Below are 24,384 nucleotides of genomic sequence, written 5' to 3' on the forward strand. Positions count from 1 at the left end.
CTTCCTAGAGACTGCTGACTGCTAAACGTTCGTGGGCCCGCGCCCGTGCCCAGCTTTCAGCTTCCAGCACGGACTCCACTGTCAGCCCGGAGGATCCTGGGTGTTCGCTGAGTACGGCAGCCACGGTGTCCACGATGTCGGTGAAGCGGATGGACCCTTCGTGGAAGGCTGTGACGGCTTCCTCGTTGGCGGCGTTGAACACCGCAGGAAAGGTGCTTCCCTGCTTGGCTGCGTCCTTGGCGAGCTCCACAGCCGGGAAGGCCTGCGAGTCCAGCGGTTCGAACGTCCAACTGGTGGCTTGGGTCCAGTCGCAGGGGGACGCAGCCTTGGGCACCCTGTCGGGCCAGCCCAGCCCCAGCGCAATGGGCAGGCGCATGTCCGGCGGCGAAGCCTGGGCGATGATGGACCCGTCGACAAACTGGACCATGGAGTGCACCACGGATTGCGGGTGGACCACAACGTCGATCCGGTCCAGCGGGATGTCGAAGAGCAGGTGGGCTTCGATGACCTCAAGGCCCTTGTTGACCAGGGTGGCCGAATTGGTGGTGACCATCAGCCCCATATCCCACGTGGGGTGTGCCAGCGCTTCCCGGGGCGAAACGTTGTGCAACTGCTCCCTGGTCCGGCCGCGGAAGGGTCCGCCGGAGGCCGTCAGGATCAGTTTGTCCACTTCGTTGGCGGAGCCGGAGCGCAGGCACTGGGCGATGGCGGAATGTTCGGAGTCCACAGGCACAATCTGCCCCTCCCGGGCGGCTGCCTTGACCAGCTCTCCACCAACAATGAGGGACTCCTTATTGGCCAAAGCCAATAAGGCCCCGGATTTCAGGGCCGCCAGCGTCGGGGCGAGTCCGATCGAGCCGGTAATTCCGTTGAGCACCACGTCGGCGGGGATTTCGGCAATCCGGGTGGAGGCGTCGGGGCCGGAGATAATCTCCGGCCGGTAGTCTTGCCGTCCTGATTGGCGGGCGGCGTCGTTGATCAGGTTTTGCAGCTGCCGCGGATCCCCGGACGCGATGCCGACGGCGGCGGCCCCCGTGTGGACGGCCTGGCGGGCCAGCAGTTCCAGGTTTCCGCCCCCGGCGCTGAGCGCCACCACTTCAAAAAGGTGCGGGGCGCCGTCGACGACGTCAATCGCCTGGGTGCCGATGGAACCGGTGGATCCGAGGATGACGATTCTGCGAGGCTGCATTGCTTAAGTATCCCGCACCGGCAGGCTGTGCCCGCTCACCCAAAAGCCAGTTCCACGAAACCCTTGGTCAGTGTGGACGCGGCTCCGAGGTAGGCGATGGCCACCACGATCCGCCGGACGGAGGCAGGCTTGACCTTGCCGGACAGCAAGTCGCCGGCAACGATTCCGACCACCATGGCAGCCAGAATGCTGAGCCACTGCCATCCCTCCAGGCCGGGAAGGTGCCCGCCGGAGAGAACATATTTGCTCACCAGGGACGTCAGCCCCGTGGTCACGAAATACGGCTGCAGTGTGGCGCCGAAGCTCTTTTGGTCCCAGCGGGTGGCGATGGCGTAGGCGGTAATGGCAGGGCCGCCCACGCCGGCGGCCGCATTCATCAGTCCGCTGGAAAAGCCGAGTGATGCCATGGGGACCGGACCGCTGGCGCGCCATGAGCTGCGGGTCAGCCGCTGCGAAGCAAGCAAGGCGACGATGAGCAGGACGCCGATACAGATTTCCAGCGGTGCTTCCGGCACGTTGCTGGCCAGCCAGGCGCCCGGCAAAACCCCTGCCACGGCGGCGAGCGCCAGGCCGAAGTAGCGTCGCCACTGAACGTGCCGCCACACCCTGGACAGGATCAGCAGCGACGAAGCGGCCCCGCAGAGGTTGATGATCATCACGCCGTCGAACGGCCCCAGGAGTACCACCAGGACCGGGGAAACGAGGAGGCCGAATCCGAGGCCGGCCAGCCGCTGGGCCAGTGCCCCCGCAATGACGGCAATCAGCACCAGTGCAAACACCATCCGATCCTAGTGCGCGGAACCTGGGGGCGGGCGTAACGTGGACACCGTGGACTGGGTTTCCTGGTTCGATGCGCCGGAGTACGAATTCGCCCGGCAGGTGCTGCAACGCGGCGTCGCAGCACTCTTCCTTATTGCATTCCTCTCCTCCTTCAACCAGTTCCCGGCACTGCTGGGTGCGCGCGGGCTGCTGCCGGTGTCCGACTATCTTGAGGGATTCAGAGCTATGAGGCGGCCCACCCTGTTCCGCTGGCGGTATTCGGACCGGCTGCTGCGCGCAGTGTGCGTCGCCGGGATGGCAATCGCGGCGCTCCTGGTGGCAGGCCTTCCCCAGCTCGGGCCGCCGTGGCTGCCCCTGATCGCCTTCCTGGCCCTGTGGCTGCTGTACATGTCCATCGTCAACGTGGGCCAAACGTTCTATGGCTTCGGCTGGGAGATGCTGCTCCTGGAGGCCGGGTTCACCGTGGCTTTCCTCGGATCGGACCAGACTGACCCGCCGCGCACCATCCTGATCCTGGTGGCCTGGCTGGTGTTCCGCCTGGAATTCGGGGCAGGGATGATCAAGATCCGGGGCGGCCGGGAATGGCGCGACCTGACTGCGCTCTACTACCACCACGAAACGCAGCCGATGCCCGGACCCCTGAGCCGGCAGGCGCATTTGCTGCCCAGGCCGTTCCATCGGCTGGAGGTCCTGGGGAACCACTTCGCGCAGCTTGTGGTGCCGTTCTTCCTCTTCGCGCCGCAGCCCGTGGCCAGTGCCGCCGCCGGTATCATCATCTTCACCCAGTTGTGGCTTGTGGCCAGCGGCAACTTCGCGTGGCTGAACTGGATCGCCATTGTGCTGGCCTTCGCCGCCGTGAGCGACCCCGTCGCCCACGCCGTTCTGCCCTTCCTGCCGCTGGAGTGGCACGAAGGCTCGGCAGGCGGCGGGGAGACACCGGTGTGGTGGCTCGCCATCACCCTCGCCGCGACCCTGCTCCTTGTGGTGCTGAGCTATTGGCCGGTGCGCAACCTGTTCTCCAAGCGGCAGCTGATGAACGCTAGCTTCAACCGCTGGCAGCTCGTCAATACCTACGGCGCGTTCGGCACGGTCACCAAACAGCGGATCGAGATCGTTGTCGAGGGCACCCTGGATGAGGATCCGGACGAATCCGCCGATTGGCGGGAGTACGGCTTCAAGGGAAAGCCCGGGGACGTGCGCCGGCTGCCGCGCCAGTGGGCCCCCTACCACCTCCGGCTGGACTGGCTGATGTGGTTCCTCCCGCTCCGGACAGTCCATGAGGAATGGTTCTATGCCTTCCTCGCCAAGCTGCTCGAAGCCGACCGCCAGGTGCTGCGGCTGCTCCGCCACGACCCGTTCGACGGCGGCCGCCCGCGGTGGGTGCGCGCCCGCAGCTACCTGTACCGGTTCGCCACCCGGGCTGAGTTCCGTGACACCGGCGAACGGTGGGTCCGGACGCCACTGTATGAGGCCATTCCGCCTCTATCCCTCCGCCGGACTCCGGGACGTCGGCCGACAAGCTGAGCGATCGGGCGAGGGATCGCTAGCTGTGGATGCCCGCCCGGCGGATGGTGGATTCGGCATGCTTGAGGATGGGGCCGTCGATCATCCTGCCGTTGTATTGGAAGACGCCTGACCCAGCGGAGGCTGCCGCCTGCAGCAGCTCCGTCGCGGCAGAAACATCGGCCTCGGACGGGGCATAGGCGCCACGGACAACGGCCGCCTGGGTGGGATGGATGCAGGCCTTGGAGCTGAACCCGGATGCGACGGCATCGGCGGCCTCCACGGCAAGACCCTCCAGGTCCGGGATGTTGACGTACACGGCGTCTACCGCGGCCTTTCCGAAGGCGCCGGCGGCCAGGAGAACGCTTGAGCGGGCGTGCAGGGCTACGGCGCGGTATCCGCCGTCGTCCTTCCTGCTGGACGTGCCGCCCAGGGATGCCAACAGGTCTTCGGCACCCCACATCAGCGCCACCACGTTCGGCTCAGCGGCGATCGCGGGGGCATTCAGGACGCCGGCCGCTGTCTCGCAGAGGGCAATCACATGGAAGTCCTCAAGCTGTCTGAGCTGTTCGGCACTCTCCGCTTTGGCCAACATGACCGTCTTGTACGGCGTGTGCGCCAGGCAGTGCAGGTCCTTCTCGAACTCTTCGGTGCCGGCAGGATTGATCCGGACGATGGTCCGGCTCGGGTCCAGTTCGGGTACTTCGCCGCCGGCGCCCAGCTGGGCGAGGATCGCGCCGCGGGCCCTTTGCTTGTCCGCGGGCGCCACCGCATCCTCGAGGTCGAGGATGACGGCGTCTGCACGGTCGGAGGCTTTCTGGTACCGCTCGGGCCGGTCTGCAGGGCAAAAGAGGAGGGCTGGCCCCATCACAAAGGTCATACAGCCATTGTCCCCTTTTGGCCCCCGGTTTGCTGCCCGGCATGAGCCTCCCGCGTCCACATCAGGCAACTCCTCGTGGCCAACGCCACCACGGTGCCGTCCTGGTTGCGGCCGGTGTGCTGCATGGTCACAATCCCCTGTCCGGGCCGGGAGCCCGAGAGCCGCTTCCCGGTGATCACGGTCTCGGTATACAGCGTGTCGCCGTGATACAGCGGGTGGGGAAAGGACACATCGGTCAGGCCCAGCTGGGCGACGATGGTGCCCTGGGTCAGCTGCGACACCGACTGCCCCACCACAGTGGACAGCGTGAACATGGAGTTGACCAGCCGCTGGCCGAACGGCTGGCCGGCGCTCCACGCTGCGTCAAGGTGCAGCGCCTGGGTGTTCATGGTGAGGGTAGTGAACAGGACATTGTCCGTTTCCGTTACGGTGCGGCCCGGCCTGTGCGCATACAGGACGCCCTCCTCCAGTTCGTCGAAGTACAGGCCGCGCTGTTCAACGACGCGCGGTTCAACGGCAGGCTGTTCAACGGCAGGGGGATTGTCCGCCGTCATACGGTAAGTTCCTGGTCCTCTTCGAAGAGTTCGGCGCCGGTGGCCGCAGCCACTTCCTCGACCGACACGTTGGGGGCCAACTCGCGCAGCACCAGCCGTGAGGACCCCCCTTCGGTGACGACGTCGATCACGGCGAGGTCGGTGATGATCCGGTCAACGCAGGCTTTACCGGTTAGGGGCAGAGTGCACTGCTCCACGATTTTGGGGCGGCCGTTGCGGTCCACGTGCTCCATCATCACAATCACCTTCTTGGCGCCAAAGACCAGGTCCATGGCTCCACCCATCCCCTTGACCATCTTGCCCGGGATCATCCAGTTGGCGAGGTCGCCGTTTTGGGCCACTTCCATCGCGCCGAGCACGGCCACGTCGACGTGTCCACCGCGGATCATCCCAAAGGACGAGGCTGAATCGAAGAACGCCGCACCCTTGTTGACCGTGACGGTCTCCTTCCCTGCGTTGATGAGGTCGGGGTCCACGGCATCCTCGGTGGGATACGGTCCCACGCCCAGGATCCCGTTCTCAGAATGCAGCACAACTTCCACACCGGCCGGGATGTAGTTGGGGATGAGCGTCGGCATGCCGATGCCCAAGTTCACGTACTGCCCATTGCTGAGTTCCTGGGCCACCCGGGCGGCCAGTTCATTGCGTGTCCACCCTTTGGTCTCCGGGTTCGCGGCGTCCGGGTGGCCGACGGCGGCGCGCCGGTATTCCGGGCGCACGGCTTCGGGGCGGGGAGGCGCTCCCTGCGGTCGGTTGGACTCCATGGCTACACTCCTGCCTGTTCCGTGGCCGCCGGCCGGTTGAGGGCCACGGTCCGCTTTTCGATCCGTTTCTCGCCGGCCGGAACAACCACCACCCGCTGGACGAAGATACCTGGGGTGTGGACATGCTCCGGATCGAGTTCCCCCGGTTCCACCAGCTCCTCCACCTCAGCGATGGTGATCCTGCCGGCCATGGCGCAGAGCGGGTTGAAGTTCATGGCCGTTGCGTGGAAGACCAGGTTGCCGTGGCGGTCGCCCTTCCAGGCGTGGACCAGGCCGTAGTCCGGAGTCAGGGACTCCTCGAGGACGTAATCGACCCCGTTGAAGGGACGGACCTCCTTCGCGGCGGAGGCGATGAGGATGCCACCGTCGGCGTCGTATTTTTGCGGCAGGCCGCCGTCGGACACCTGCGTGCCTACCCCCGCCTTGGTGTAAAAGGCAGGGATACCGGCGCCGCCGGCCCGGAGTTTCTCCGCGAGGGTCCCCTGCGGCGTCAGCACAACTTCCAGTTCACCGGAGAGGTACTGGCGCGCGAACTCCTTGTTTTCTCCAACGTAGGAACTGATGGTCCGACGGATCCGGCCGTCGCGGAGCAGGACGCCCAGCCCCCAATCGTCCACGCCGCAGTTGTTACTGACGGTCTCCAGGTCCGTGGTGCCATGCCGGTGCAAGGCGTCGATCAGGGCCACGGGGATTCCGCACAGGCCGAACCCTCCCACCGCGAGGGAGGCGCCGTCGGGGATGTCCGCTATGGCTTCCTCGGCGCTGGCAACAACCTTGTTAATCATCAGTGATCCTCTCCGGCCGGCTATTACAGTCCGAGTTCGCGGGCGATCAGCATCAGCTGGACCTCCGTGGTGCCCTCCCCCACTTCAAGGATCTTGGAGTCGCGGTAGTGGCGTGCCACAGTGAATTCGTTGATGAAGCCATAGCCGCCGAATACCTGGGTGGCATCCCGCGCGTTGTCCATGGCCGCCTCGCCTGCGACCATCTTAGCGATGGCTGCCTGCGTCTTGAATGGCTTGCCTGCGAGCATCCGGGCGGCGGCGTCGTAGTAGGCCAGCCGTGCAGTATGCGCGCGGGCCTGCATGCGGGCGATCTTGAACGCGATGGCCTGGTGCTTGCCGATGTAGTGGCCAAACGCGCTGCGCTCCTTGGCGTACTTCACCGACAGGTCCACGCAGCCCTGCGCCGCCCCCGTGGCCAGTGCGGCGATGGCGATCCGGCCTTCGTCGAGGATGGAGAGGAAGTTTGCGTAACCGCGACCCTCTGCACCCAGCAGGTTTTCCTCCGGCACCCGGACGTCCTTCAGAGTCAGCGGATGCGTGTCGGAGGCGTTCCAGCCCACCTTGTTGTACGCCTTTTCAGCCGTGAACCCGGGCGTGTTGGTGGGGACCAGGATGGTGGAAATCTCCTTCTTGATGCTCCCGTCCTTGCGTTCCTTCTGGCCTGTGACGGCAGTGACCGTGACCAGGCGGGTGATGTCCGTTCCGGAGTTGGTGATGAACTCCTTATTGCCGTTGATGACCCACTCGCCACCCTCTCGCCGGGCGTGGGTCTTGGTGCCGCCGGCATCCGAACCGGCTTCCGGCTCCGTGAGGCCGAAGCCGGCGAGCGCCTCACCAGAGGCCAGGACGGGCAGCCATTCCTCCTTCTGCGCGTCGGTGCCGAACCGGTAGACCGGCATGGCGCCAAGGGAGACCCCTGCCTCCAGGGTGATGGCCACGGACTGGTCCACCCGGCCCAGCTGTTCGAGGGCCAGCGCCAGGGCGAAATAGTCGCCGCCCATCCCGCCGTACTCCTCTGGGAAGGGCAGCCCGAACAGGCCCATGTCGGCCATTTGCTTAACGATTTCGTACGGGAAACTGTGCTCCTCGTCGTGCTTGGCCGACACGGGGGCCACCGCGTGGTCCGCGAAGTCCCGTACGGTGTCGCTGAGGTCCTGGTATTCCTCACTGAGTTCAAAATCCGGCATGGCTAGGCTCCCTCGCCTGTGTTGAGTGTGTCTTCGATGTTGTGCCCCGGCTGTGCCGGGCCTTCTGTGTGGGCGTTGGCATGGATAGTGGCCAGCACCTGGCCGGCCCTGACGGGCTGACCGGGCGTGACGGTGAGATGGACTGTGCCCGCCACCTCCGCCAGCAGTTGGTGTTCCATCTTCATGGCTTCCACCGCGAGGAGAACCTGGCCGGCCACAACGGCGTCGCCGCTGCTGACGGCCACCGAAACCACCGTGCCCGGCATGGGCGAACGGACCTCAGGGTCTGCCGTCCCTTCCTCCCGCTCGACGGCGGCCAGCACCCGGGCGAGCCTGGACTCACGCGTGAGTACCTCCAGCCGGCAGGACCAGCCGCCGTTTCCCAGGAAGAGTTCCGTGGGCACGGCGGGGGTGGGATTGTCCCAGGTGGGCGTGACGGGACCGGTGTACACCGGCGCGATGGAATAGTGTGTGTCTTCGCCGTCGAGGGACAGAACAGCCGCCCTCGGCGAGCGCCATTCCAGCGACGCCGTCTGTTGGTGTCCGCCGTTGATGCTGACAAGAACAGGCCCGTCGCTGGTACGGCCGGACACCTGCACTGTTGCGATGCCGCCGTCGGGTGTTCCCAGGCTGATCCGGCGCGGCGCGGGTTCGCCGAGGCGCCAGCCGTCGCGGGCCTGCCACGGACCGGAGGCCGGGACAGGGTGGTTTCGTTCCGCGTCGGCCGAGGCGTACAGCGCTGCGGCAACCAATTCGGCATCCTCCACGCGCCGGAAGGCAAAGCCCGGCAGCTTCCGCTCGATCAGGCCGGTGTCGAGGCGCCCGGCGCGGACGTCGTCGTCGTTGATCAGCAGCCGAAGGTACTCCACGTTGGTGTCCAGCCCAAGGGCGGTGTACCCGGCGAGCGCTTCATCGAGCGTGTCCAGGGCGGCCCTGCGGTCCTGGCCCCAGGCAATGACCTTGGACATCATGGGGTCGTAATTCGAGGAGAGTTCAAGCCCCTCGCGCAGGGAGGAATCGACCCGGACGCGGCCGTGGCTTGCAGCCACTTCGCCGCGGGGAGGGGCGCTTGGCCGCGGGGCTGGCCCTGGAAGTTCGTCGAGCAGCAGGACCGTTCCCGTAGAGGGAAGGAAATTGCGCTCCGGGATTTCCGCGTAGACGCGGGCTTCGACGGCATGGCCGGTGAGTTCGACGTCGGCCTGGCGGACGGTCAGTTCCTCACCGGCGGCGATCCGCACCTGCCATTCGACGAGGTCCACGCCGGTGACCATTTCGGTGACCGGGTGCTCCACCTGGAGGCGGGTGTTCATCTCCATAAAGAAGAACTCGTCCGGGGCTTCGTCGGAAACGAGGAATTCCACGGTGCCCGCGCCGCTGTAGTGGACGCTGCGGGCTGCCTGGCAGGCGGCCTCACCAATGCGCACCCGGGTGGCGCCGCCGTCGTCCAGCGAATCCAGCAGTGGCGACGGTGCTTCTTCGATGACTTTCTGGTGGCGGCGCTGAAGGGAGCACTCGCGCTCCCCCAGATGGATGACGTTGCCATAGTGGTCGGCCAGGACCTGGACCTCGATGTGGCGGGGCGTGCGGACCAGCCGCTCCAGGAAAAGGGTGTCGTCGCCAAAGGCGCTCGCGGCAACACGGCGGGCCGTGGCCAGCGTAGCCGCGAGCTCCTCCGGGCCCTCCACGATGTGCATGCCCTTCCCGCCGCCGCCGGCGGAAGGTTTGATGAGCAGCGGGAAGCCGACGGCGGCTGCCGCCTCGATGAGCTGGCCGTCCGTCATGCCAGGCTCGGCAATCCCCGGCACCACGGGAACCCCATAGCCCGCGACGTGATTCTTGGACCGGATCTTGTCGCCCATGACGTTCAGGGACTCGACACCCGGGCCGATAAAGGTGATCCCTGCGGCCTCGAGGGCACGGGCAAAGTCCACATTTTCGCTCAGGAAGCCGTACCCGGGGTGGACCGCCTCGGCGCCGGTGTCCCGGCAGGCCTGGATGATGGCTTCGATGTTCAGGTAGCTCTCCGCTGCGGCTGCCGGGCCGATCCGCACGGCACGGTCCGCTTCGCGCACATGCCGGGCGCCGGCGTCGGCATCGCTGTAGACGGCCACCGAACGGATGCCCAAGGCACGCAGGGTACGGATCACCCGGCAGGCGATCTCACCGCGGTTGGCAACGAGCACGATACCAAAGAGGGGTCTCCGGGGGCCCGACGTGGTGCTCTGAGAGGGAGCAGTGGGTGGGGAAGGGACGGTCATTGCTGGCTCACATCCGAAAGAGGCCGAAGGACGTCTCCGGCAGCGGGCTACGGGAGACGACGTCGAGCGCCAGTCCCAGGACGGTGCGGGTGTCCGCGGGGTCGATCACGCCGTCATCCCAGAGGCGGGCGGTGGAATAGTAAGGGCTGCCCTGGTCCTCGTACTGTGCCTTGATGGGGGCCTTGAACGCTTCCTCGTCCTCGGCGGACCATTCCTGCCCGGCGGCCTCGTACTGGTCCCGTTTCACGGTGGCAAGCACGCTGGAGGCCTGGTTTCCGCCCATGACGGAAATCCGGCTAGCCGGCCACATCCAGAGGAAGCGCGGTGAGTACGCCCGGCCGCACATGGAGTAGTTCCCTGCACCGAAGGACCCGCCGATCACCACGGTCAGCTTGGGCACGCGCGCCGTGGCCACCGCCGTGACCATCTTGGCGCCGTTCTTGGCGATGCCGCCCTGCTCGGAGTCCTTGCCCACCATGAAGCCGGAAATGTTCTGCAGGAAGACCAGGGGAATTCCGCGCTGGTCGCACAGCTCGATGAAGTGTGCGCCCTTGAGCGAGGACTCGCTGAACAGCACGCCGTTGTTGGCTACGATTCCCACCGGGTGTCCGTGCAGCCTCGCGAAGCCGGTGACCAGGGTAGCGCCGTATTCCTTCTTGAACTCATGGAACCGGCTCCCGTCAACCAGCCGCGCTATCACCTCGTGGACGTCATACTGGGCGTTGACGTCAGTTGGCACAGCACCATAGAGCCCTGCGGGGTCCGCAACGGGTTCGACGGCGGTGTCCACGTCCCATGCGGGGGCCGCCGGCCTGGAAAGGGTGGCCACGATGTCGCGGATGATCTGCAGGGCGTGTTCGTCGTTCTCGGCCAGGTGGTCGGTGACGCCGGAAATCCTCGAGTGGACATCGCCACCGCCGAGCTCCTCGGCGGTGACGATCTCGCCGATGGCCGCTTTCACCAGGGGCGGGCCGCCCAGGAAGATGGTTCCCTGGTTCCTGACGATCACCGTTTCGTCGCTCATGGCTGGGACGTAGGCGCCGCCGGCGGTGCATGAGCCCATGACGGACGCTATCTGCGGGATCTTGGCGGCGGACAGCCGGGCCTGGTTGTAGAAAATCCTGCCGAAGTGCTCCTTGTCCGGGAACACCTCGTCCTGTTTCGGCAGGAAGGCCCCGCCCGAGTCCACCAGATAGATGCAGGGCAGCCGGTTTTCGAGGGCGATTTCCTGGGCCCGGAGGTGCTTCTTGACCGTCATGGGATAGTAGGTGCCGCCCTTGACGGTGGCGTCGTTGGAGATCACCAGGACCTGCCGGCCATGGACCAGGCCGATGCCGGCGATGACCCCGGCGCCGGGCGACTCATCGTTGTACATGCCGTTGGCGGCGAGCGGAGCGATCTCCAGGAACGGGCTGCCGTCATCCAGCAGCTGGTCGATGCGTTCGCGCGGGAGGAGCTTCCCCCTGGCCACATGGCGTTCGCGGGATTTTTCCGGACCACCCAGGGCGGCCTCAGCGAGCCTGGACCGGAGTTCGGCGGCGAGCGCAAGCTGCGCCGAGTTATTGGCGGCAAAGGCATCGCTTCCGGTATCAAGCCGGGTGGCGAGAGTCTCCATCGACTGGTCCGTTCCTGTTCTGTTAAGAGCCAGCTTCATAGACCGCAAAGGCCAACTCGGTTAGTGCTGTGTAACTGAGATTAGGTTAGTCTTTATTAACTGTGATGTCCAACATATGGAGGCGTTGCTAGAATTTGCTGGTCCGAGGAGGAAATGTGCCCACTACCCGGCCGGTGCAGCCAACCCAGCAGGCCCTGTCAACCCCATCCGTTCCAGCAACCAGCGGCTCTGCCATCAACGGAAGTCCTGCAGCTAGGCCAGTTCCAGCAGCCCAGACTGCTACAGGAAGCCAGGCAGCTCCCGTGACCCAGCGCAGCCAGGCTAAAGAGTTGAGACGCCAGGCCTTGCTGACCGCTGCTGCCTCGCTGTTCGCCAAGAACGGGTTCAACCGGGTGTCCCTGGAGGACCTGGGCGCCGCCGCAGGAGTGAGCGGCCCGGCCGTCTACCGCCATTTCCGCGGTAAACAGGCCGTCCTGGGCGATTTGTTGCTCACCGTCAGCCGGGAACTCCTGGACGGCGGACTCAGGGTGGTGGCTGAAACCACTGATCCATTCGCGGCGCTGCGCCGGCTCGTGGCGTTCCAGGTTGATTTCGCCCTGGGCAAGCCTGACGTGATCCGCGTGCAGGACCGCGACTTCAGCAACCTCACGGAGAAAGACCAGTCCGAGGTGCGTACGCTGCAGCGGAACTACGTTGAGCTTTGGGTGGACGTCCTCACCCGGCTGCATCCTGACACCGATGCCGCCGAACTGCGGATGCGGGCCCACGCAACTTTTGGCCTGATCAACTCCACCCCGCACTCGGTACGCAGCCATGGCCGGAAGATCGCCGTGAAGTCCGCCCGCCCCCTGCTGGAGGGCATGGCCTTGGCTGCCCTGACCGTGGACACTTCCCAGACAGCACCCCAAGAGCGGCCCCAGCCCGCTTGACCCGTGCGGGCCAGCAACGGTTTACGGGTCAGGGCCGCTTGTGCGGGGAGTCGCACGGCTCCTGCTTTAGACCATAGCCAGCACCATGCCGGGTTCGGCCAGGATCGCGCCGACGTCGGCAAGGAACCGGGAGCCCTGTTCCCCGTCCACCACGCGATGGTCGAAGGACAGGCTCAACGTCATGACCTGGCGCAGGGCCACCTCCCCTTGGTACTCCCACGGCATGTTCCGGACAGCCCCCACGGCCAGGATCGCAGCCTCGCCGGGATTAAGGATCGGTGTGCCGGCGTCAATACCGAAGACCCCGATATTGGTGATGGAGATAGTGCCGCCGCTCAACTCGGCCGGCGTGGTCTTTCCGGCCCGGGCCGACTCAGTCAGAGCCGTCAGCGCTTCGGACAGCCCGGTGAGGGACAACGTGTCCGCATCCTTGATGTTCGGCACCGTGAGGCCGCGCGGTGTAGCTGCCGCGATGCCAAGGTTGACGTAATTGAACTGGACAATCTCCTGGCTGGCTTCGTCCCAGCGGGAGTTCAGCGACGGGTTCCGCCGCAGCGCAATGAGGACAGCCTTGGCCACGATCGTCAGCGGCGTGAGTTTGTACCCGGCAAAAGCCCGGTTGGCCTTCAGCCTTGCGAGCAGGTCCATGGTGGGGGTGACATCAACCGTCAGGAATTCGGTCACGTGCGGGGCGGTAAAAGCGCTGGCCACCATCGCGGCGGCCGTGAACTTCCGGACCCCCTTGATCGGCGTACGTGTCTCGCGTTCGGGCTGGCTGGCCCCGGAGGGCTCGCCATGCCGGTCATCAGGCACTGCCTGCAGATGCTGGGCGGCCGCCGGGAGGTCCCCGCCTCCCACGAAGTTGCGGACGTCGTCACGGCTAATCAGCCCCCCGGGGCCCGTGCCGGCAACCTCCGCCAGGTCGACGCCAAGGTCCTTGGCGAGTTTCCGCACGGGCGGCGTGGAGCGGGGGCGTTCGGAAGTCACCACCCGCTCCCTGGCCTCGCGGGGCCGGCCAGGGAACCCTGCGGCCGCGGCCGCCGGCTCAGCCGGCGGCTCCGCGGGATTCTCGACCAACGCCAGGTTGCGTTGACGGCGGGCTGGGCGGCCGGAACTTTCGACGACGGCGCCGTACCCCACGAGGTTCGGTTCCCTTTTGCCCGCGGCCGCCGCGCTGCCGGCATCAATTGCCTCCGGGGCACCGCCGGTGGATGTGTCCACCGATGGCGCCGCGCCGCCGTCGTCCGGTACTTCGAAGGAGACGATCGGCTTGCCCACCTCGACAATCGTGCCTGGCTGCTCGTGAAGCTCCTTGATGACGCCGGCGAAAGGTGAAGGCAGTTCCACCACGGCCTTGGCGGTTTCCACCTCGGCAATGACCTGGTTGAGGGCTACGGTGTCCCCCACCCCGACCTTCCAACTGAGGATTTCGGACTCGGTCAGTCCTTCGCCGAGGTCCGGGAGCCTGAATTCCTTGATCATGGTGGCGCTCATCCTTCCAGCCCGCTCAGGGAGTTCGGCCGGCCCAGGGCCCGGTCAACGCCGTCGAGGATCCTGTCCAGGCCAGGCAAATGGTGCATCTCCAGCTTGGAATACGGGTACGGAATATCGAAGCCAGTGATCCGGACCGGGGCGGCCTCTAGGTGGTAGAAGCACCGCTCGGTGATGCTCGCCGCGACCTCTGCGCCCAGTCCGCAGGACTGGCCCGCCTCATGGGTGATCACCAGCCGCCCGGTCTTGCGGACGGACGCCTCCACCGTCGCGTAGTCCACCGGCGCCAGCGAGCGCAGGTCGATGACTTCGATGGACACGCCTTCATCTGACGCCGCAGTGGCGGCATCGCGTGCCGTCTTAGCCAGCGGCCCGTAGGCCACGAGCGTTACGTCGGTCCCCTCTGTGACTACACGGGCGCGGTCCATGGGCAGGGCTGTGGAGAGGTCGACGGCCTCGTCCACTTCGCCTTTGTCGTGGTAGCGGCGCTTGGGTTCGAAATACAGGACGGGGTCATCGCTGGCAATTGCCTGCTGGATGACGGTGTGGGCATCCTGCGGGTTGGACACCGTCACCACGCGGAGCCCGGAGGTGTGGGTGAAATAGGCCTCGGGTGATTCCGAATGGTGCTCGGGTGAGCCGATGCCGCCGCCGAAAGGCACACGGACGGTGATGGGCATCTTGACGGCACCCTGCGTGCGGTAGTGCAGCTTGGCCACCTGGCTCACGATCTGGTCGAACGCGGGGTAGATGAAGCCGTCGAACTGTATCTCCACCACTGGCCGGTAACCGCGGTAGGCCAGGCCGACGGCGGTGCCCATGATGCCGGATTCGGCGAGCGGCGTGTCCACGACCCGGTGTTTGCCGAAGTCCTTCTGCAGGCCGTCCGTCACCCGGAAGACGCCGCCGAGGGTTCCGATGTCCTCCCCCATGAGGATGACTTTGGGGTCGTTCTCGAGGGATTTGCGCAAGCCTGCGTTGATGGCGCGGGCAAAGGTCATCTGGGTCATCAGCGTGCACCTTCTTGGGAAGTGGCTCCGGCGGGATCACCGAAGGAAGCCAGGTAGCGGGAGTAGTGGTCCTGCTGACGGTCAAGCCAGGAGTTGGGCGAGCTGTAGACGTGCTTGAAGATGTCCAGGGGCTCGGGGTCGGGCATGTTGGTGCAGCCGGCACGCATCTCGCGTGCCACGGCGTCGGCCTTGTCCTTGACATGCTGCTGCAGGTCACTGGTCAGGAGTCCCTTGCGGTCCAAAAGCGACTTGACCCTGTCGAGGGGATCCTTCGCGGCCCAGTCCTCCAGTTCGTTGGGGTCCCGATACCGTGTGGGGTCATCCGCTGTCGTGTGCGGGCCCATGCGGTATGTGACGGCTTCGATGAAGGTGGGTCCGCCACCATTCCGCGCCCTGTCCAGGGCGACCCGGGTGGCTGCCATCACGGCGAGGACGTCATTGCCGTCAACCCGGAGGCTGGGGATGCCAAAACCGGTGGCCCTGTCCGCCAGGTGGATGTGGGACTGCAGCCTGACCGGTTCCGAGATGGCCCAGTGGTTGTTCTGGCAGAAGAAGACCACGGGCGCCTGGAAGCTGGCGGCGAACACCATGGCTTCGTTGACGTCGCCTTCACTCGTGGCACCGTCGCCGAAGAATGTCACCGCTACGGAGTCGGCGCCGTCGTTCTGGATGCCCATGGCGTACCCGGTGGCGTGAAGCGTCTGTGCGCCGATGATGATTTGCGGTGTGGCCATGTTGATCGTGTACGGATCCCAGCCCGCTGACGCATTTCCCCGCCATACCCGGATGATGCCCGTCAGGTCCACGCCACGGCAATAGGCGACACCGTTTTCGCGGTAACTGGAGAACACAAAATCGTCGTCCCGCAGTGCCCTGCCCGCGCCGACCTGCGAGGCTTCCTGCCCCAGCAGCGGCGGCCACAGGGCCAGTTCGCCCTGGCGCTGGAGAGCTGTGGCTTCGACGTCGATCCGCCGCACCACGGCCATGTCCTCGTAGAGGGAACACAACCGCTCATCGGTGATGTCCTGCACCCATGGATCGAATTCCGGATGACTGATCCGCTCCCCCGCGGGATTGATCAGCTGGATCAGGTACCGCCCGGATCCAGGGATTCCTGCACTGTTGCCCGGGCCTTCCGGGGTTGTTCCGCCATGGCCCGTTTCGTCTGTAGACACGATCGCCCCGCAACCTTCTCACGTCGTTTGACCGGGGCTTAGGGACTCGTGGTCCTGCCGCCGTCCGGCCTCCCGGGCGCCGTTGCCCCGGATAATTGTGACCCTACTCACAATGCTCAATGGGTACAACCACCGCGCAAATAACTGAGCATAATGCCCTGTCTGGGAGCACCGGACCGTGCTAGCGTTGCGCATTATGCAAGCTTTGGATGGCACCGACACCCGGCTGCTTTCGGCCATGGCCAAGGACCCCCGCCGGACGGTGGTGGCCCTTGCCCAGAAGCTGGGCCTGTCGCGCAACACGGTTCAGGCCCGGATGGCCCAACTGGAGAAGAAGCACGTCTTCCTGTCCTTTGAACGGCGGATCAATCCGGCATCTTTGGGCTATCCGCTGATGGCCTTCATCTCCGTCCACGTGCAGCAGCAAAAGCTGGGGCAGTTGGCCCATGACCTGGCCAGCATCCCGGAGATCCTGGAGGGCTACGGCCTCACCGGATCCGCTGACCTCCTGCTGCGCGTGGTGGCCCTGGACGCCGAGGACCTGTTCAGGATCAACGGCAAGATCCTGGCCTGCGACGGAGTGGAGCGCACGGATACCGCGTTGGCTATGGGTGAGCTGATTCCCTTCCGCATCCAGCCGCTGCTCGAACGCGGCCCGGCGGAGGCCTAGGATCCGAGCGTTCGCTTCGTCTTTCGGTCCTGCGGATGCCGGGGCGGGACAGGCCGGGCTATAGGCTGGTCGAAGTTGAATCGAATGGGGTGCCGGTCACCGGCTCCCGCAACGAGGCAGTCCCAGTGCAGGCTGCACACTGCCGGAAAGGCTCCATCTTGAGCAATCCTCAGGAACCGTACCAGCCGGGTCATGCCGACGCCGGCGCGCGGCCGGCTGCCCCGCCGCGGCAGCCACCTGCGCAGCAGCCCGGGCAGTACGCCGGGCAGTTTGGTGCGCCCGGGCAGCAGCCCGGGCAGTACCCGGGGCAGTTTGGCGCGCCCGGGCAGTACCCGGATCCCACGCCCTTCGGCCTTCCGGGCCAGCCGCCTGCCAAGGACCGGAAGAAGCTGTGGATCATCCTTGGCATCGTCGGTGGCGTGGTGCTACTGGCCATCGTCGGCATCATCGTCCTGTTCAATGTCCTCGGCGGTGCCACCAACCAGGCCCGTGGACTCGCGGACGGCTTCACCAAGCTGGTCATTGCCGGTGACTCCTCCCAGGCCTACGACGACTACCTTGACCCCGCACTCCAGGAACAGCTGTCGAAGGAAGACTTCATCGCCGGCGTCGAAAGCCTGGAAATGGACGAGACCTGCGAGCCGGCCTACAACGATCTGAAGGTCAGTTCGGAAAACGGCAACAACGCCGCCGACATCGCAGGCGTGATCACCTGCGACGGACGGCAGGTTGACCTGGCCTACCGTTTCGAAGGCACTGACGAGCTGAAAATGACCAACATTAAGCTCCGGCCGAAGGCATAACCGGACTGCCCACGCGAAGAGCCCCGTGCTGCTGGCACGGGGCTCTTCACGTTAAGGGTGTTGTGTGTTGGCTGCCGTCAGTGGTCCACGGCCTTCTCGGCGCCGACGCCGGTGAGCGAGCGGACTTCCATTTCGGCCTGCTTGGCGCTGTCTTCACGCTTCTTGTCCAGGACCGTGCCCAGCCAGCCCAGCAGGAAGGCCAGTGGAATGGACACAATGCCCGGATTGCTCAGCGGGAAGAAGGCAAAGTTGGCGCCGGGAATCATGGACGTCTTGGCCCCGGAAACCACCGGGGAGAAGATGATCAGGATGATGGCCGAGCCCAGGCCGCCGTACATGCTCCACACTGCGCCCTGTGTGGTGAACCTGCGCCAGAACAGCGAGTAGACGATCGTCGGGAGGTTCGCCGACGCCGCGACGGCGAAGGCGAGCGCCACCAGGAAGGCCACATTCTGGCCGTTGGCGAAGATGCCACCCAGGATGGCCATAACACCGATGACCACTACGGTCCGCCGCGCAACCTTGACCTCGGTGTCGGCGTCGGCCTTGCCCTTGGAGATGACGCTCGCGTAGATGTCGTGGGCGAAGGACGCCGCGGCTGTGATGGTCAGGCCTGCCACTACCGCCAGGATGGTGGCGAACGCCACCGCCGAGATGAAGCCCAGCAGCAATGGTCCGCCCAGGTGGAAGGCCAGCAGGGGTGCAGCTGAGTTCACGCCACCCGGTGCGGTTTTAATGGTTTCGGCACCCACGAGGGCTGCTGCGCCGTAACCCAGCACGAGGGTGAACAGATAGAACAGGCCGATCAGCCAGATGGACCAAACCACGGACTTGCGGGCTTCCTTGGCCGTGGGCACGGTGTAGAAGCGCATCAGGACGTGCGGCAGGGCTGCGGTGCCCAGGACCAGGGCCAGGCCCAATGACATGAAGTCCAGCTTCGAGGTCTCGGTCTTGCCGTACTGCAGGCCCGGGTTCAGTACCGCCGGGTTGTTGGAGGTCTCCACGGCCGCGCCGAGCAGGCTGGAGAGGTTGAAGCCGTAGATGGCCAGGACCCAGAAGGTCATCACGGCCGCGCCGGCGATCAGCAGGATGGCCTTGATGATCTGGACCCAGGTGGTGCCCTTCATCCCGCCGATCAGTACATACATGATCATCAAGGCGCCGACGACGATGATCACCAGGGCCTGTCCGCCCCAGTCGCTGATACCGAGCAGCAGGGAGATCAGGCTGCCGGCGCCTGCCATCTGCGCCAGCAGGTAGAAGAAGCAGACGGCCAGGGTGGAAATGGCAGCCGCGATCCGGACCGGACGCTGCTTGAGCCTGAAGGAAAGGACGTCCGCCATGGTGAACTTCCCGGTATTCCGGAGCAGCTCCGCCACCAGCAGCAGGGCAACCAGCCAGGCCACGAGGAAGCCGATCGAGTACATAAAGCCGTCGTAGCCGTTGATGGCAATTGCGCCGGTGATCCCCAGGAACGAGGCGGCCGACAGGTAATCGCCGGCGATGGCCGTTCCGTTCTGGGACCCGGTGAACGACCGGCCCGCAGCGTAGTAGTCGGCCGCGGTCTTGTTGTTCCGGCTGGCCCGCAGCACGATCACCATGGTCACGGCCACAAACAGGCCGAAGATGCCCATGTTGAGCAGCGTGGTTTCCTTGAGGTCGGCGACGTCGACCGCCGTGGCAATCCCGATCATTTGGCTACTCCGCTCACGACGTTGCCGTCTTTATCAAACTCATGGCCTTCGATTTCGTGGCGGATCTCCGCAGCGATGGGATCCAGCCTCCGGTTGGAGTAGCTGACATACCAGCCGGTGATGGCGAACGTGGAGACAAACTGCAACAGGCCTAGGATCAGGCCGACGTTGATGTTGCCCCACACCTTGGTGGACATAAACTCGACGGCGTAGTCAGCCAGCAGGACATACGCGAAGTACCACAGCAGAAAAGCGACGGCCATCGGGAATACAAAGCTGCGGTGACGTTTGCGCAGTTCCTGGAACCGCTCCGTCGACTGGACCTGTTCGAAGTCCACGGACGCCGCTGCGTCCGGAGTGTGGGCATCGTTACCCATCGTTCCTCCTCCTTGAGTCTTGCCTGGTTCACACCGGCGGGCGCCCCAGCACCATTCCGCTGATGTGACTGCAATCACTCTGCGCCGTGGCGGCACGGCACAACAGGGGCAGCGGCGGAACGCTCGCTCAACGGTCGCGATGCTGCGACAAACGGCACCCGCCGCTACGCTGGGCACCATGCCGGACTCCCCTCTCCTGACCGCCGCAGCAGTTGCGGTGATTGTTTTGGCGATCGCCGTCGTCGTCGGCGTGGGAGCTAAAGTGCTGCGGTCCTTCCGTGAACTCGGCACCGACGCCGAGCGTGCCACCTACAACACCCTCCACGCCGCGTCCCGTGCCGGGCAGCACCTGCGCACCGGGCTCAATCCGGCGGGCGCCGCGAAGGCGTGCCGGCAGTTGCGGACCCTCCTGGGCTGCAGTGCGCTGGCGATCACCGATACTGCCGGCGTGCTCGCCTGGGACGGTGTCGCCGAGGAACTGAAACCCCGCTTGATGGACCTGGCCGCAGACGTCCTGATCGGCGGCCGGACTACTGTGCTCCAGGCGCGTGACCTGGCTGCGGATCCTGCCGCTGGCAACCTCGCCGCCGTCATCGCGCCGGTGCGTGCCGGATCACGGGTGGTGGGGGTGGTGGCCGCCTTTGCCCCCCTTGCAGGGGCCGGGCTGGTCCGCGCCACCAGTGAAGTGGCGGACTGGGTGGCGGTCCAGGTGGAACTGGCCGAGCTGGATGCTTCCCGGACGCTGCTGATGGAAGCGGAGGTTCGTGCACTGCGGGCGCAGATCAGCCCGCACTTTATCTACAACTCGCTCAACGCGATCGCGTCGTTCATCAATACCGACCCGGCGCGGGCCCGCGAACTGGTGGTGGAGTTCGCGGACTTCACCCGGTACTCCTTTCGCCGCCACGGCGATTTCACAACCCTCGCCGAGGAACTCCGCTGCATCGACAGGTACCTGCTCCTTGAACGTGCCCGCTTCGGCGAACGGGTTCAGGTCAGCCTCCGAATAGCCCCGGAAGTGCTGGGCACCGTGATCCCGTTCCTGAGCTTGCAGCCCCTCGTGGAGAACGCGGTGCGGCACGGGCTTGAGGCCAAGGAAGGGCCGGGGCACATCAGCATCACCGCCAATGATTCCGGCGCTTTCGCGGAGGTCACCATCGAGGACGACGGCGTGGGCATGGACCCTGCCCAGCTCCAGTCGATGCTTGCCGGCCACACCGACGGCGAACACGTGGGGCTGCGCAACGTCGATGCCCGCCTCCGGCAGGTCTATGGCGATGACCACGGCCTCGTGATCGAGACGGCGCCCGGGGAGGGGACCCTGATCACCATGCGCGTGCCCAAGTCCCAGCCCGACCACGACGCCTGAGCCACCCAATCTGATTCCAGCCGCCCCCGGCGGATAATGTAGGACCATGATTAATGTCCTCGTCGCCGATGACGAGCTGCCCGCAGTGGAAGAACTGGCCTACCTCCTGGGCCGTGACGACCGGATCGGCACCATCCACCGCGCCACCTCCGGCTCAGAAGCGCTGAGGGCCCTCACCACTCAATCCGTGGACGCTGTCTTCCTGGACATCCACATGCCGGCAGTGTCCGGGCTGGACATTGCCAGGGCCATCGCGCGCAGCAGCCATCCGCCGGCGGTGGTCTTTGTCACTGCGGACGAGGACTGCGCCCTGGAGGCATTCGAGCTGGCCGCCGTGGACTACCTGCTGAAGCCGGTCCGCGCCGAACGGCTGTCCCGGTCAGTGGGACGGATCAGCGAACTGCTGCGCGAGGGCGGCGGCCCGGCTCCGGAGATGATCACCGTGGACCAGGGCGGCACCACCCGGATGATCAGGCGCGACGACGTCACGTACGTCCAGGCCCAGGGAGACTACGCACGGCTTCACACAGTTGATGCGAGCTACCTGATCAGGGTTCCCCTGGCCGACTTGGAGCAGCAATGGGCGGCTGCGGGATTTATCCGTACGCACCGGTCCTACCTGGTGGCCCTGAAGCACGTGGCCTCGATGAAGCTGGCCGCGGACGGACCAAGCGTCACAGTCGCCGGGGCCAACCTCCCCATCAGCCGCCGGCACCTGCCCACTGTCCGGGAGAAGCTGGAAGCCACCCGCATACGGCCGCAATCATGACGCGGGTCCGGGTCACGGCCCCGCACTCCGCAGCCAGGCCGGCGATGCAGTCGCGGGAGGCCGCCGAGGAATCGGAGGTGGGGCAGCTTTTTGTCAGGTCACTGATCCGCACCCAGCTCCGGCTGGCGCTGGTAGTGGCCGGCGGATTCCTGCTGGTCCTGTGCTCGTTTCCGTTGCTGCTGGCGGCCGCACCGGGCCTGGCCGAGATCCGGGTGGCCGGCATCCCTTTCGACTGGCTGCTGTTGGGCGCCGGCATCTACCCGGTGACCGGGCTCAGCGCGTGGCTGTACATCCGCAGCGCGGCCCGGAACGAGTCCCGGTACCGCGACCTGGCCGAGGACAAGTGATCCTCCCGTGAGTCCCGCCGTCGGACTGGTGGCCCTTGTGGTAGTTTCCGTGGCCACTGCGGTCATCGGGTTCTATGGCCTCCGGATCTCCCGCACGACGGGCGATTTCTATGTTGCCTCCCGGACGGTCCGTCCGTGGTGGAACGCCTCGGCGATCGGGGGCGAGTACCTGTCCGCGGCGAGCTTCCTGGGCGTGGCCGGCCTGATCCTCCTCTCGGGGACGGACGCCCTGTGGTTTCCGGTGGGCTACACGGCCGGGTACCTGATGCTGTTGCTCTTCGTGGCCGCCCCGCTGCGCCGCTCGGGCGCGTACACCATCCCGGACTTCACGGAAGCCCGGCTGGATTCACGGGCAGTCCGGCGCGTGACCAGCGTTGTGGTGGTTGTGGTGGGGTGGCTGTACATCGTGCCGCAACTCCATGGTGCGGCACTGACCATCAGGATCACCACCGGGCTTCCGGGCTGGGTGGGATCCGTGTGCGTGGTGATCGTGGTGTGCCTGACTGTGGTGGCCGGCGGGATGCGGTCCATTACCTTTGTCCAGGCCTTCCAATACTGGCTAAAGCTCACTGCACTTGCCGTCCCTGTCCTCTTCATCGTGTTCACCCTCCTGGGCAACGGAAGCACCGCCGTTGCTCCCGCCGTCGTGAACCCCACCGGGCTTGCTCCCGCCGGCCCGTACCAGAACATTTCATTGCTGGTGGCACTGCTGTTCGGCACCCTGGGCCTGCCCCACGTCCTGGTCCGCTTCTACACCAACCCTGATGGGCACTCAGCGCGCCGGACCACGCTGATCGTGCTCGGGCTGCTTTCGGTGTTTTACCTGTTTCCCACCGCGTACGGGCTGCTGGGACGGATGTTCAGGCCCGAGCTCGCGCGCTCAGGACAGGCAGATGCGGTGGTACTGCTCCTGCCGGGGCAGCTGATCGGCGGAACAGCGGGAGACCTGCTCTCGGCCCTGGTGGTGGCCGGAGCGTTTGCGGCTTTCCTCTCCACTACATCAGGACTGGTGGTCTCGCTCGCCGGTGTGATCAGCCAGGACGTCCTGGGCGGCAGTGTCCGCGGTTTCAGGCTTGCCGCCGTCATCTCGTCGCTGGTCCCCTTGGGCTTTGCCTTAGCCACCGACTCCCTGGCCCTGGCAGGCAGCGTGGGCCTGGTGTTCGCCTTCACCGCGTCCACGGTCTGTCCTGTCCTCCTCCTGGGCATCTGGTGGCGGGGCCTTACCGACACCGGCGCCATTGCCGGGATGGTGACCGGCGGCCTTCTCTGCGGCGGCGCCATGGTGTCCGGTTCCGTCCTGGGCGCCGCGGGCACCCCTTTCTGGCTGGCCCAGCCGGCGGCCTGGACGGTTCCGGCCGCGTTCGCCGTGATGGTGCTCGTCTCGCGCGCCACCAAAGGGCGCGTGCCACGGACCATGTCACGGCTCATGACCCGGCTGCACACCCCGGAAAGGCCATTGGTCACCGAACGCTGAAAACCGGCTGCCCCTCGCGCGGGAACTGCCCAGGGTGGACAATTACGGCATGTCCACGCAGGACGAACGAACACCCGCCGAGTCCGAAGGTGTCCCGCCGTCGGTCCGGGCGCAGCTGCTCGCCACCGAACACTGGAGCCTGCTGGCTTCCCGGAGCACCACCCAGGGTGAAGTGCTGACCCGGATCAGCATGTTCCTGATGTTCACCTCCGCGAGCCTGGTCAGCCTTGCGCTCGTGGGCCAGGCAACCAGGTTCTCGGACACGTTTGTCATGCTGGCCATGATCGTCCTGTCCACCGATCTGCTGATCGGCCTCCTCACGCAGGTCCGTGTCCTGAACGTTGCCATGGAGGACCTGATGTATGTCCTGGCCATGAACCGGCTGAGGGCGGCCTACGTGGACCTGGATCCCGGCATTGCGAAATATATGCTGGCGGGCACACACGACGACCAACCGGGCATGGACCGGACCTATTACTTCCTCAGCGGCCGGAGTACGTGGAGCCACGTTGCCGGGAGCAGCATGGTCTTTATCATCATGGCCAACGCCGCCCTGACGGCCATCCTGCTGGGCACGTCCGTCACCCTTCTGGGCTGGCCAACACCGACGGCGGTCCTGCTGGGGTCGGCCAGCGGACTCGTCTTTGCCGGGGCTTCAATGGTGTACGGCTACCGGCAGTACCGCGACGTGTGGCCGGCGTTCACGCCGCTGTCCCCCACTCCACCGGGCGGCGACTGAAGCCAGGCAGTCAGCCCGGACG

General features: G+C 65.8%; 23 protein-coding genes. 9 read left to right on the forward strand and 14 right to left on the reverse strand.

Annotated features, from left to right (window positions below; all coding sequences use genetic code 11):
* Positions 1–4 precede the first annotated feature (4 nt).
* Together dxr and ACFC25_RS14455 are read right to left on the reverse strand one after the other, a co-directional pair.
* Positions 5–1,189 (reverse strand): 1-deoxy-D-xylulose-5-phosphate reductoisomerase, encoded by a 1,185-nt coding sequence (gene dxr, locus ACFC25_RS14450; protein ID WP_376046263.1) that lies wholly within the window; start codon positions 1,187–1,189, stop codon positions 5–7.
* A gap of 35 nt (positions 1,190–1,224) precedes the next feature.
* Positions 1,225–1,971: a sulfite exporter TauE/SafE family protein gene (locus tag ACFC25_RS14455; RefSeq protein ID WP_337347587.1), complete on the reverse strand. Its 747-nt coding sequence runs from the start codon at positions 1,969–1,971 to the stop codon at positions 1,225–1,227.
* 46 nt (positions 1,972–2,017) lie between these two features.
* Between ACFC25_RS14455 and ACFC25_RS14460 the strand changes: the two genes are divergently transcribed.
* Positions 2,018–3,493 (forward strand): lipase maturation factor family protein, encoded by a 1,476-nt coding sequence (locus ACFC25_RS14460; RefSeq protein WP_376046266.1) that lies wholly within the window; start codon positions 2,018–2,020, stop codon positions 3,491–3,493.
* A 19-nt stretch (positions 3,494–3,512) separates the two neighbouring features.
* On the opposite strand, the gene ACFC25_RS14465 is transcribed toward ACFC25_RS14460, so the two are convergent.
* Genes ACFC25_RS14465 through ACFC25_RS14495 form a run of 7 tightly spaced genes read right to left on the reverse strand, consistent with a single transcriptional unit; the run spans position 3,513 to position 11,515 of the window.
* The gene (locus ACFC25_RS14465) at positions 3,513–4,352 is read right to left on the reverse strand and encodes a CoA ester lyase (RefSeq protein ID WP_337352249.1); all 840 of its coding nucleotides are present in this window, start codon (positions 4,350–4,352) and stop codon (positions 3,513–3,515) included.
* Entirely contained in the window at positions 4,349–4,906 is a 558-nt protein-coding gene (locus tag ACFC25_RS14470; RefSeq protein ID WP_337347584.1) for a MaoC family dehydratase, read from the reverse strand. The genes ACFC25_RS14465 and ACFC25_RS14470 overlap by 4 nt, the downstream gene beginning before the upstream one ends.
* Positions 4,903–5,670, reverse strand: a complete 768-nt coding sequence (locus tag ACFC25_RS14475) for a CoA transferase subunit B (RefSeq protein WP_337347583.1) — start codon at positions 5,668–5,670, stop codon at positions 4,903–4,905. Before ACFC25_RS14475 ends, ACFC25_RS14470 begins: the two co-directional genes overlap by 4 nt.
* 2 nt (positions 5,671–5,672) lie before the next feature.
* Positions 5,673–6,455, reverse strand: a complete 783-nt coding sequence (locus ACFC25_RS14480) for a CoA transferase subunit A (protein WP_337352251.1) — start codon at positions 6,453–6,455, stop codon at positions 5,673–5,675.
* Positions 6,456–6,478: 23 nt separating this feature from the next.
* Positions 6,479–7,642, reverse strand: a complete 1,164-nt coding sequence (locus ACFC25_RS14485; RefSeq protein WP_376046270.1) for an acyl-CoA dehydrogenase family protein — start codon at positions 7,640–7,642, stop codon at positions 6,479–6,481.
* A gap of 2 nt (positions 7,643–7,644) precedes the next feature.
* Positions 7,645–9,900 carry a biotin carboxylase N-terminal domain-containing protein gene (locus ACFC25_RS14490; RefSeq protein WP_376046273.1) on the reverse strand — a complete coding sequence of 752 codons (2,256 nt, stop codon included), beginning with the start codon at positions 9,898–9,900 and terminating at the stop codon, positions 7,645–7,647.
* Between the two features lie 7 nt (positions 9,901–9,907).
* The gene (locus ACFC25_RS14495; protein ID WP_376046276.1) at positions 9,908–11,515 is read right to left on the reverse strand and encodes a carboxyl transferase domain-containing protein; all 1,608 of its coding nucleotides are present in this window, start codon (positions 11,513–11,515) and stop codon (positions 9,908–9,910) included.
* A 302-nt stretch (positions 11,516–11,817) separates the two neighbouring features.
* Here ACFC25_RS14495 and ACFC25_RS14500 point away from each other — a divergent pair, with 302 nt between their 5' ends.
* Complete coding sequence (locus ACFC25_RS14500) at positions 11,818–12,444, forward strand: TetR/AcrR family transcriptional regulator (RefSeq protein WP_376046279.1); 627 nt, start codon at positions 11,818–11,820, stop codon at positions 12,442–12,444.
* A 66-nt stretch (positions 12,445–12,510) separates the two neighbouring features.
* On the opposite strand, the gene ACFC25_RS14505 is transcribed toward ACFC25_RS14500, so the two are convergent.
* Genes ACFC25_RS14505 through pdhA form a run of 3 tightly spaced genes read right to left on the reverse strand, consistent with a single transcriptional unit; the run spans position 12,511 to position 16,120 of the window.
* On the reverse strand, positions 12,511–13,926 hold the full coding sequence (locus ACFC25_RS14505) for a dihydrolipoamide acetyltransferase family protein (protein WP_376046281.1): 1,416 nt from the start codon (positions 13,924–13,926) through the stop codon (positions 12,511–12,513).
* An 8-nt stretch (positions 13,927–13,934) separates the two neighbouring features.
* Positions 13,935–14,945, reverse strand: a complete 1,011-nt coding sequence (locus ACFC25_RS14510; RefSeq protein ID WP_376046284.1) for an alpha-ketoacid dehydrogenase subunit beta — start codon at positions 14,943–14,945, stop codon at positions 13,935–13,937.
* On the reverse strand, positions 14,945–16,120 hold the full coding sequence (gene pdhA / locus ACFC25_RS14515; protein WP_376046287.1) for a pyruvate dehydrogenase (acetyl-transferring) E1 component subunit alpha: 1,176 nt from the start codon (positions 16,118–16,120) through the stop codon (positions 14,945–14,947). The genes ACFC25_RS14510 and pdhA overlap by 1 nt, the downstream gene beginning before the upstream one ends.
* Before the next feature lie 196 nt (positions 16,121–16,316).
* On the opposite strand from pdhA, the gene ACFC25_RS14520 reads away from it, so the two are divergent.
* Together ACFC25_RS14520 and ACFC25_RS14525 are read left to right on the forward strand one after the other, a co-directional pair.
* Positions 16,317–16,790, forward strand: a complete 474-nt coding sequence (locus ACFC25_RS14520; RefSeq protein ID WP_337347574.1) for an Lrp/AsnC family transcriptional regulator — start codon at positions 16,317–16,319, stop codon at positions 16,788–16,790.
* Between the two features lie 158 nt (positions 16,791–16,948).
* The gene (locus ACFC25_RS14525; RefSeq protein ID WP_376046290.1) at positions 16,949–17,593 is read left to right on the forward strand and encodes a hypothetical protein; all 645 of its coding nucleotides are present in this window, start codon (positions 16,949–16,951) and stop codon (positions 17,591–17,593) included.
* Between the two features lie 77 nt (positions 17,594–17,670).
* On the opposite strand, the gene ACFC25_RS14530 is transcribed toward ACFC25_RS14525, so the two are convergent.
* Both ACFC25_RS14530 and ACFC25_RS14535 read right to left on the reverse strand, forming a co-directional pair.
* Positions 17,671–19,287 carry a cation acetate symporter gene (locus ACFC25_RS14530; RefSeq protein ID WP_337347572.1) on the reverse strand — a complete coding sequence of 539 codons (1,617 nt, stop codon included), beginning with the start codon at positions 19,285–19,287 and terminating at the stop codon, positions 17,671–17,673.
* On the reverse strand, positions 19,284–19,664 hold the full coding sequence (locus tag ACFC25_RS14535) for a DUF485 domain-containing protein (RefSeq protein WP_337347571.1): 381 nt from the start codon (positions 19,662–19,664) through the stop codon (positions 19,284–19,286). Before ACFC25_RS14535 ends, ACFC25_RS14530 begins: the two co-directional genes overlap by 4 nt.
* Positions 19,665–19,842: 178 nt before the next feature.
* Here ACFC25_RS14535 and ACFC25_RS14540 point away from each other — a divergent pair, with 178 nt between their 5' ends.
* The 5 genes from ACFC25_RS14540 to ACFC25_RS14560 are packed head-to-tail and all read left to right on the forward strand — an operon-like array spanning position 19,843 to position 24,362.
* Positions 19,843–21,033 carry a sensor histidine kinase gene (locus tag ACFC25_RS14540; RefSeq protein WP_376046294.1) on the forward strand — a complete coding sequence of 397 codons (1,191 nt, stop codon included), beginning with the start codon at positions 19,843–19,845 and terminating at the stop codon, positions 21,031–21,033.
* 46 nt (positions 21,034–21,079) lie between these two features.
* Entirely contained in the window at positions 21,080–21,802 is a 723-nt protein-coding gene (locus tag ACFC25_RS14545; RefSeq protein ID WP_337347569.1) for a LytTR family DNA-binding domain-containing protein, read from the forward strand.
* On the forward strand, positions 21,799–22,149 hold the full coding sequence (locus ACFC25_RS14550) for a DUF485 domain-containing protein (protein ID WP_337347568.1): 351 nt from the start codon (positions 21,799–21,801) through the stop codon (positions 22,147–22,149). The genes ACFC25_RS14545 and ACFC25_RS14550 overlap by 4 nt, the downstream gene beginning before the upstream one ends.
* Before the next feature lie 7 nt (positions 22,150–22,156).
* Positions 22,157–23,623 (forward strand): cation acetate symporter, encoded by a 1,467-nt coding sequence (locus ACFC25_RS14555; protein ID WP_376046299.1) that lies wholly within the window; start codon positions 22,157–22,159, stop codon positions 23,621–23,623.
* Between the two features lie 49 nt (positions 23,624–23,672).
* Positions 23,673–24,362, forward strand: coding sequence for a hypothetical protein (locus ACFC25_RS14560; protein ID WP_337352587.1), 690 nt, complete (start codon positions 23,673–23,675; stop codon positions 24,360–24,362).
* The last annotated feature ends 22 nt before the right edge of the window (positions 24,363–24,384 follow it).

It is taken from the genome of Pseudarthrobacter sp. NPDC055928, from assembly GCF_042270935.1.
GTDB lineage: Bacteria > Actinomycetota > Actinomycetes > Actinomycetales > Micrococcaceae > Arthrobacter.

Bases quoted from the DNA above. Each gene is read 5' to 3' on its own strand.
- ACFC25_RS14505 (WP_376046281.1), bottom strand. From the start codon at position 13,926: ATGATCAAGGAATTCAGGCTCCCGGACCTCGGCGAAGGACTGACCGAG.
- ACFC25_RS14560 (WP_337352587.1), top strand. From the start codon at position 23,673: ATGTCCACGCAGGACGAACGAACACCCGCCGAGTCCGAAGGTGTCCCG.
- dxr (WP_376046263.1), bottom strand. From the start codon at position 1,189: ATGCAGCCTCGCAGAATCGTCATCCTCGGATCCACCGGTTCCATCGGC.
- ACFC25_RS14530 (WP_337347572.1), bottom strand. From the start codon at position 19,287: ATGATCGGGATTGCCACGGCGGTCGACGTCGCCGACCTCAAGGAAACC.
- ACFC25_RS14535 (WP_337347571.1), bottom strand. From the start codon at position 19,664: ATGGGTAACGATGCCCACACTCCGGACGCAGCGGCGTCCGTGGACTTC.
- ACFC25_RS14550 (WP_337347568.1), top strand. From the start codon at position 21,799: ATGACGCGGGTCCGGGTCACGGCCCCGCACTCCGCAGCCAGGCCGGCG.
- ACFC25_RS14510 (WP_376046284.1), bottom strand. From the start codon at position 14,945: ATGACCCAGATGACCTTTGCCCGCGCCATCAACGCAGGCTTGCGCAAA.
- ACFC25_RS14490 (WP_376046273.1), bottom strand. From the start codon at position 9,900: ATGACCGTCCCTTCCCCACCCACTGCTCCCTCTCAGAGCACCACGTCG.
- ACFC25_RS14480 (WP_337352251.1), bottom strand. From the start codon at position 6,455: ATGATTAACAAGGTTGTTGCCAGCGCCGAGGAAGCCATAGCGGACATC.
- ACFC25_RS14465 (WP_337352249.1), bottom strand. From the start codon at position 4,352: ATGACCTTTGTGATGGGGCCAGCCCTCCTCTTTTGCCCTGCAGACCGG.
- ACFC25_RS14520 (WP_337347574.1), top strand. From the start codon at position 16,317: ATGCAAGCTTTGGATGGCACCGACACCCGGCTGCTTTCGGCCATGGCC.
- ACFC25_RS14540 (WP_376046294.1), top strand. From the start codon at position 19,843: ATGCCGGACTCCCCTCTCCTGACCGCCGCAGCAGTTGCGGTGATTGTT.
- ACFC25_RS14495 (WP_376046276.1), bottom strand. From the start codon at position 11,515: ATGGAGACTCTCGCCACCCGGCTTGATACCGGAAGCGATGCCTTTGCC.
- ACFC25_RS14545 (WP_337347569.1), top strand. From the start codon at position 21,080: ATGATTAATGTCCTCGTCGCCGATGACGAGCTGCCCGCAGTGGAAGAA.
- ACFC25_RS14470 (WP_337347584.1), bottom strand. From the start codon at position 4,906: ATGACGGCGGACAATCCCCCTGCCGTTGAACAGCCTGCCGTTGAACCG.
- ACFC25_RS14455 (WP_337347587.1), bottom strand. From the start codon at position 1,971: ATGGTGTTTGCACTGGTGCTGATTGCCGTCATTGCGGGGGCACTGGCC.
- ACFC25_RS14485 (WP_376046270.1), bottom strand. From the start codon at position 7,642: ATGCCGGATTTTGAACTCAGTGAGGAATACCAGGACCTCAGCGACACC.
- ACFC25_RS14475 (WP_337347583.1), bottom strand. From the start codon at position 5,670: ATGGAGTCCAACCGACCGCAGGGAGCGCCTCCCCGCCCCGAAGCCGTG.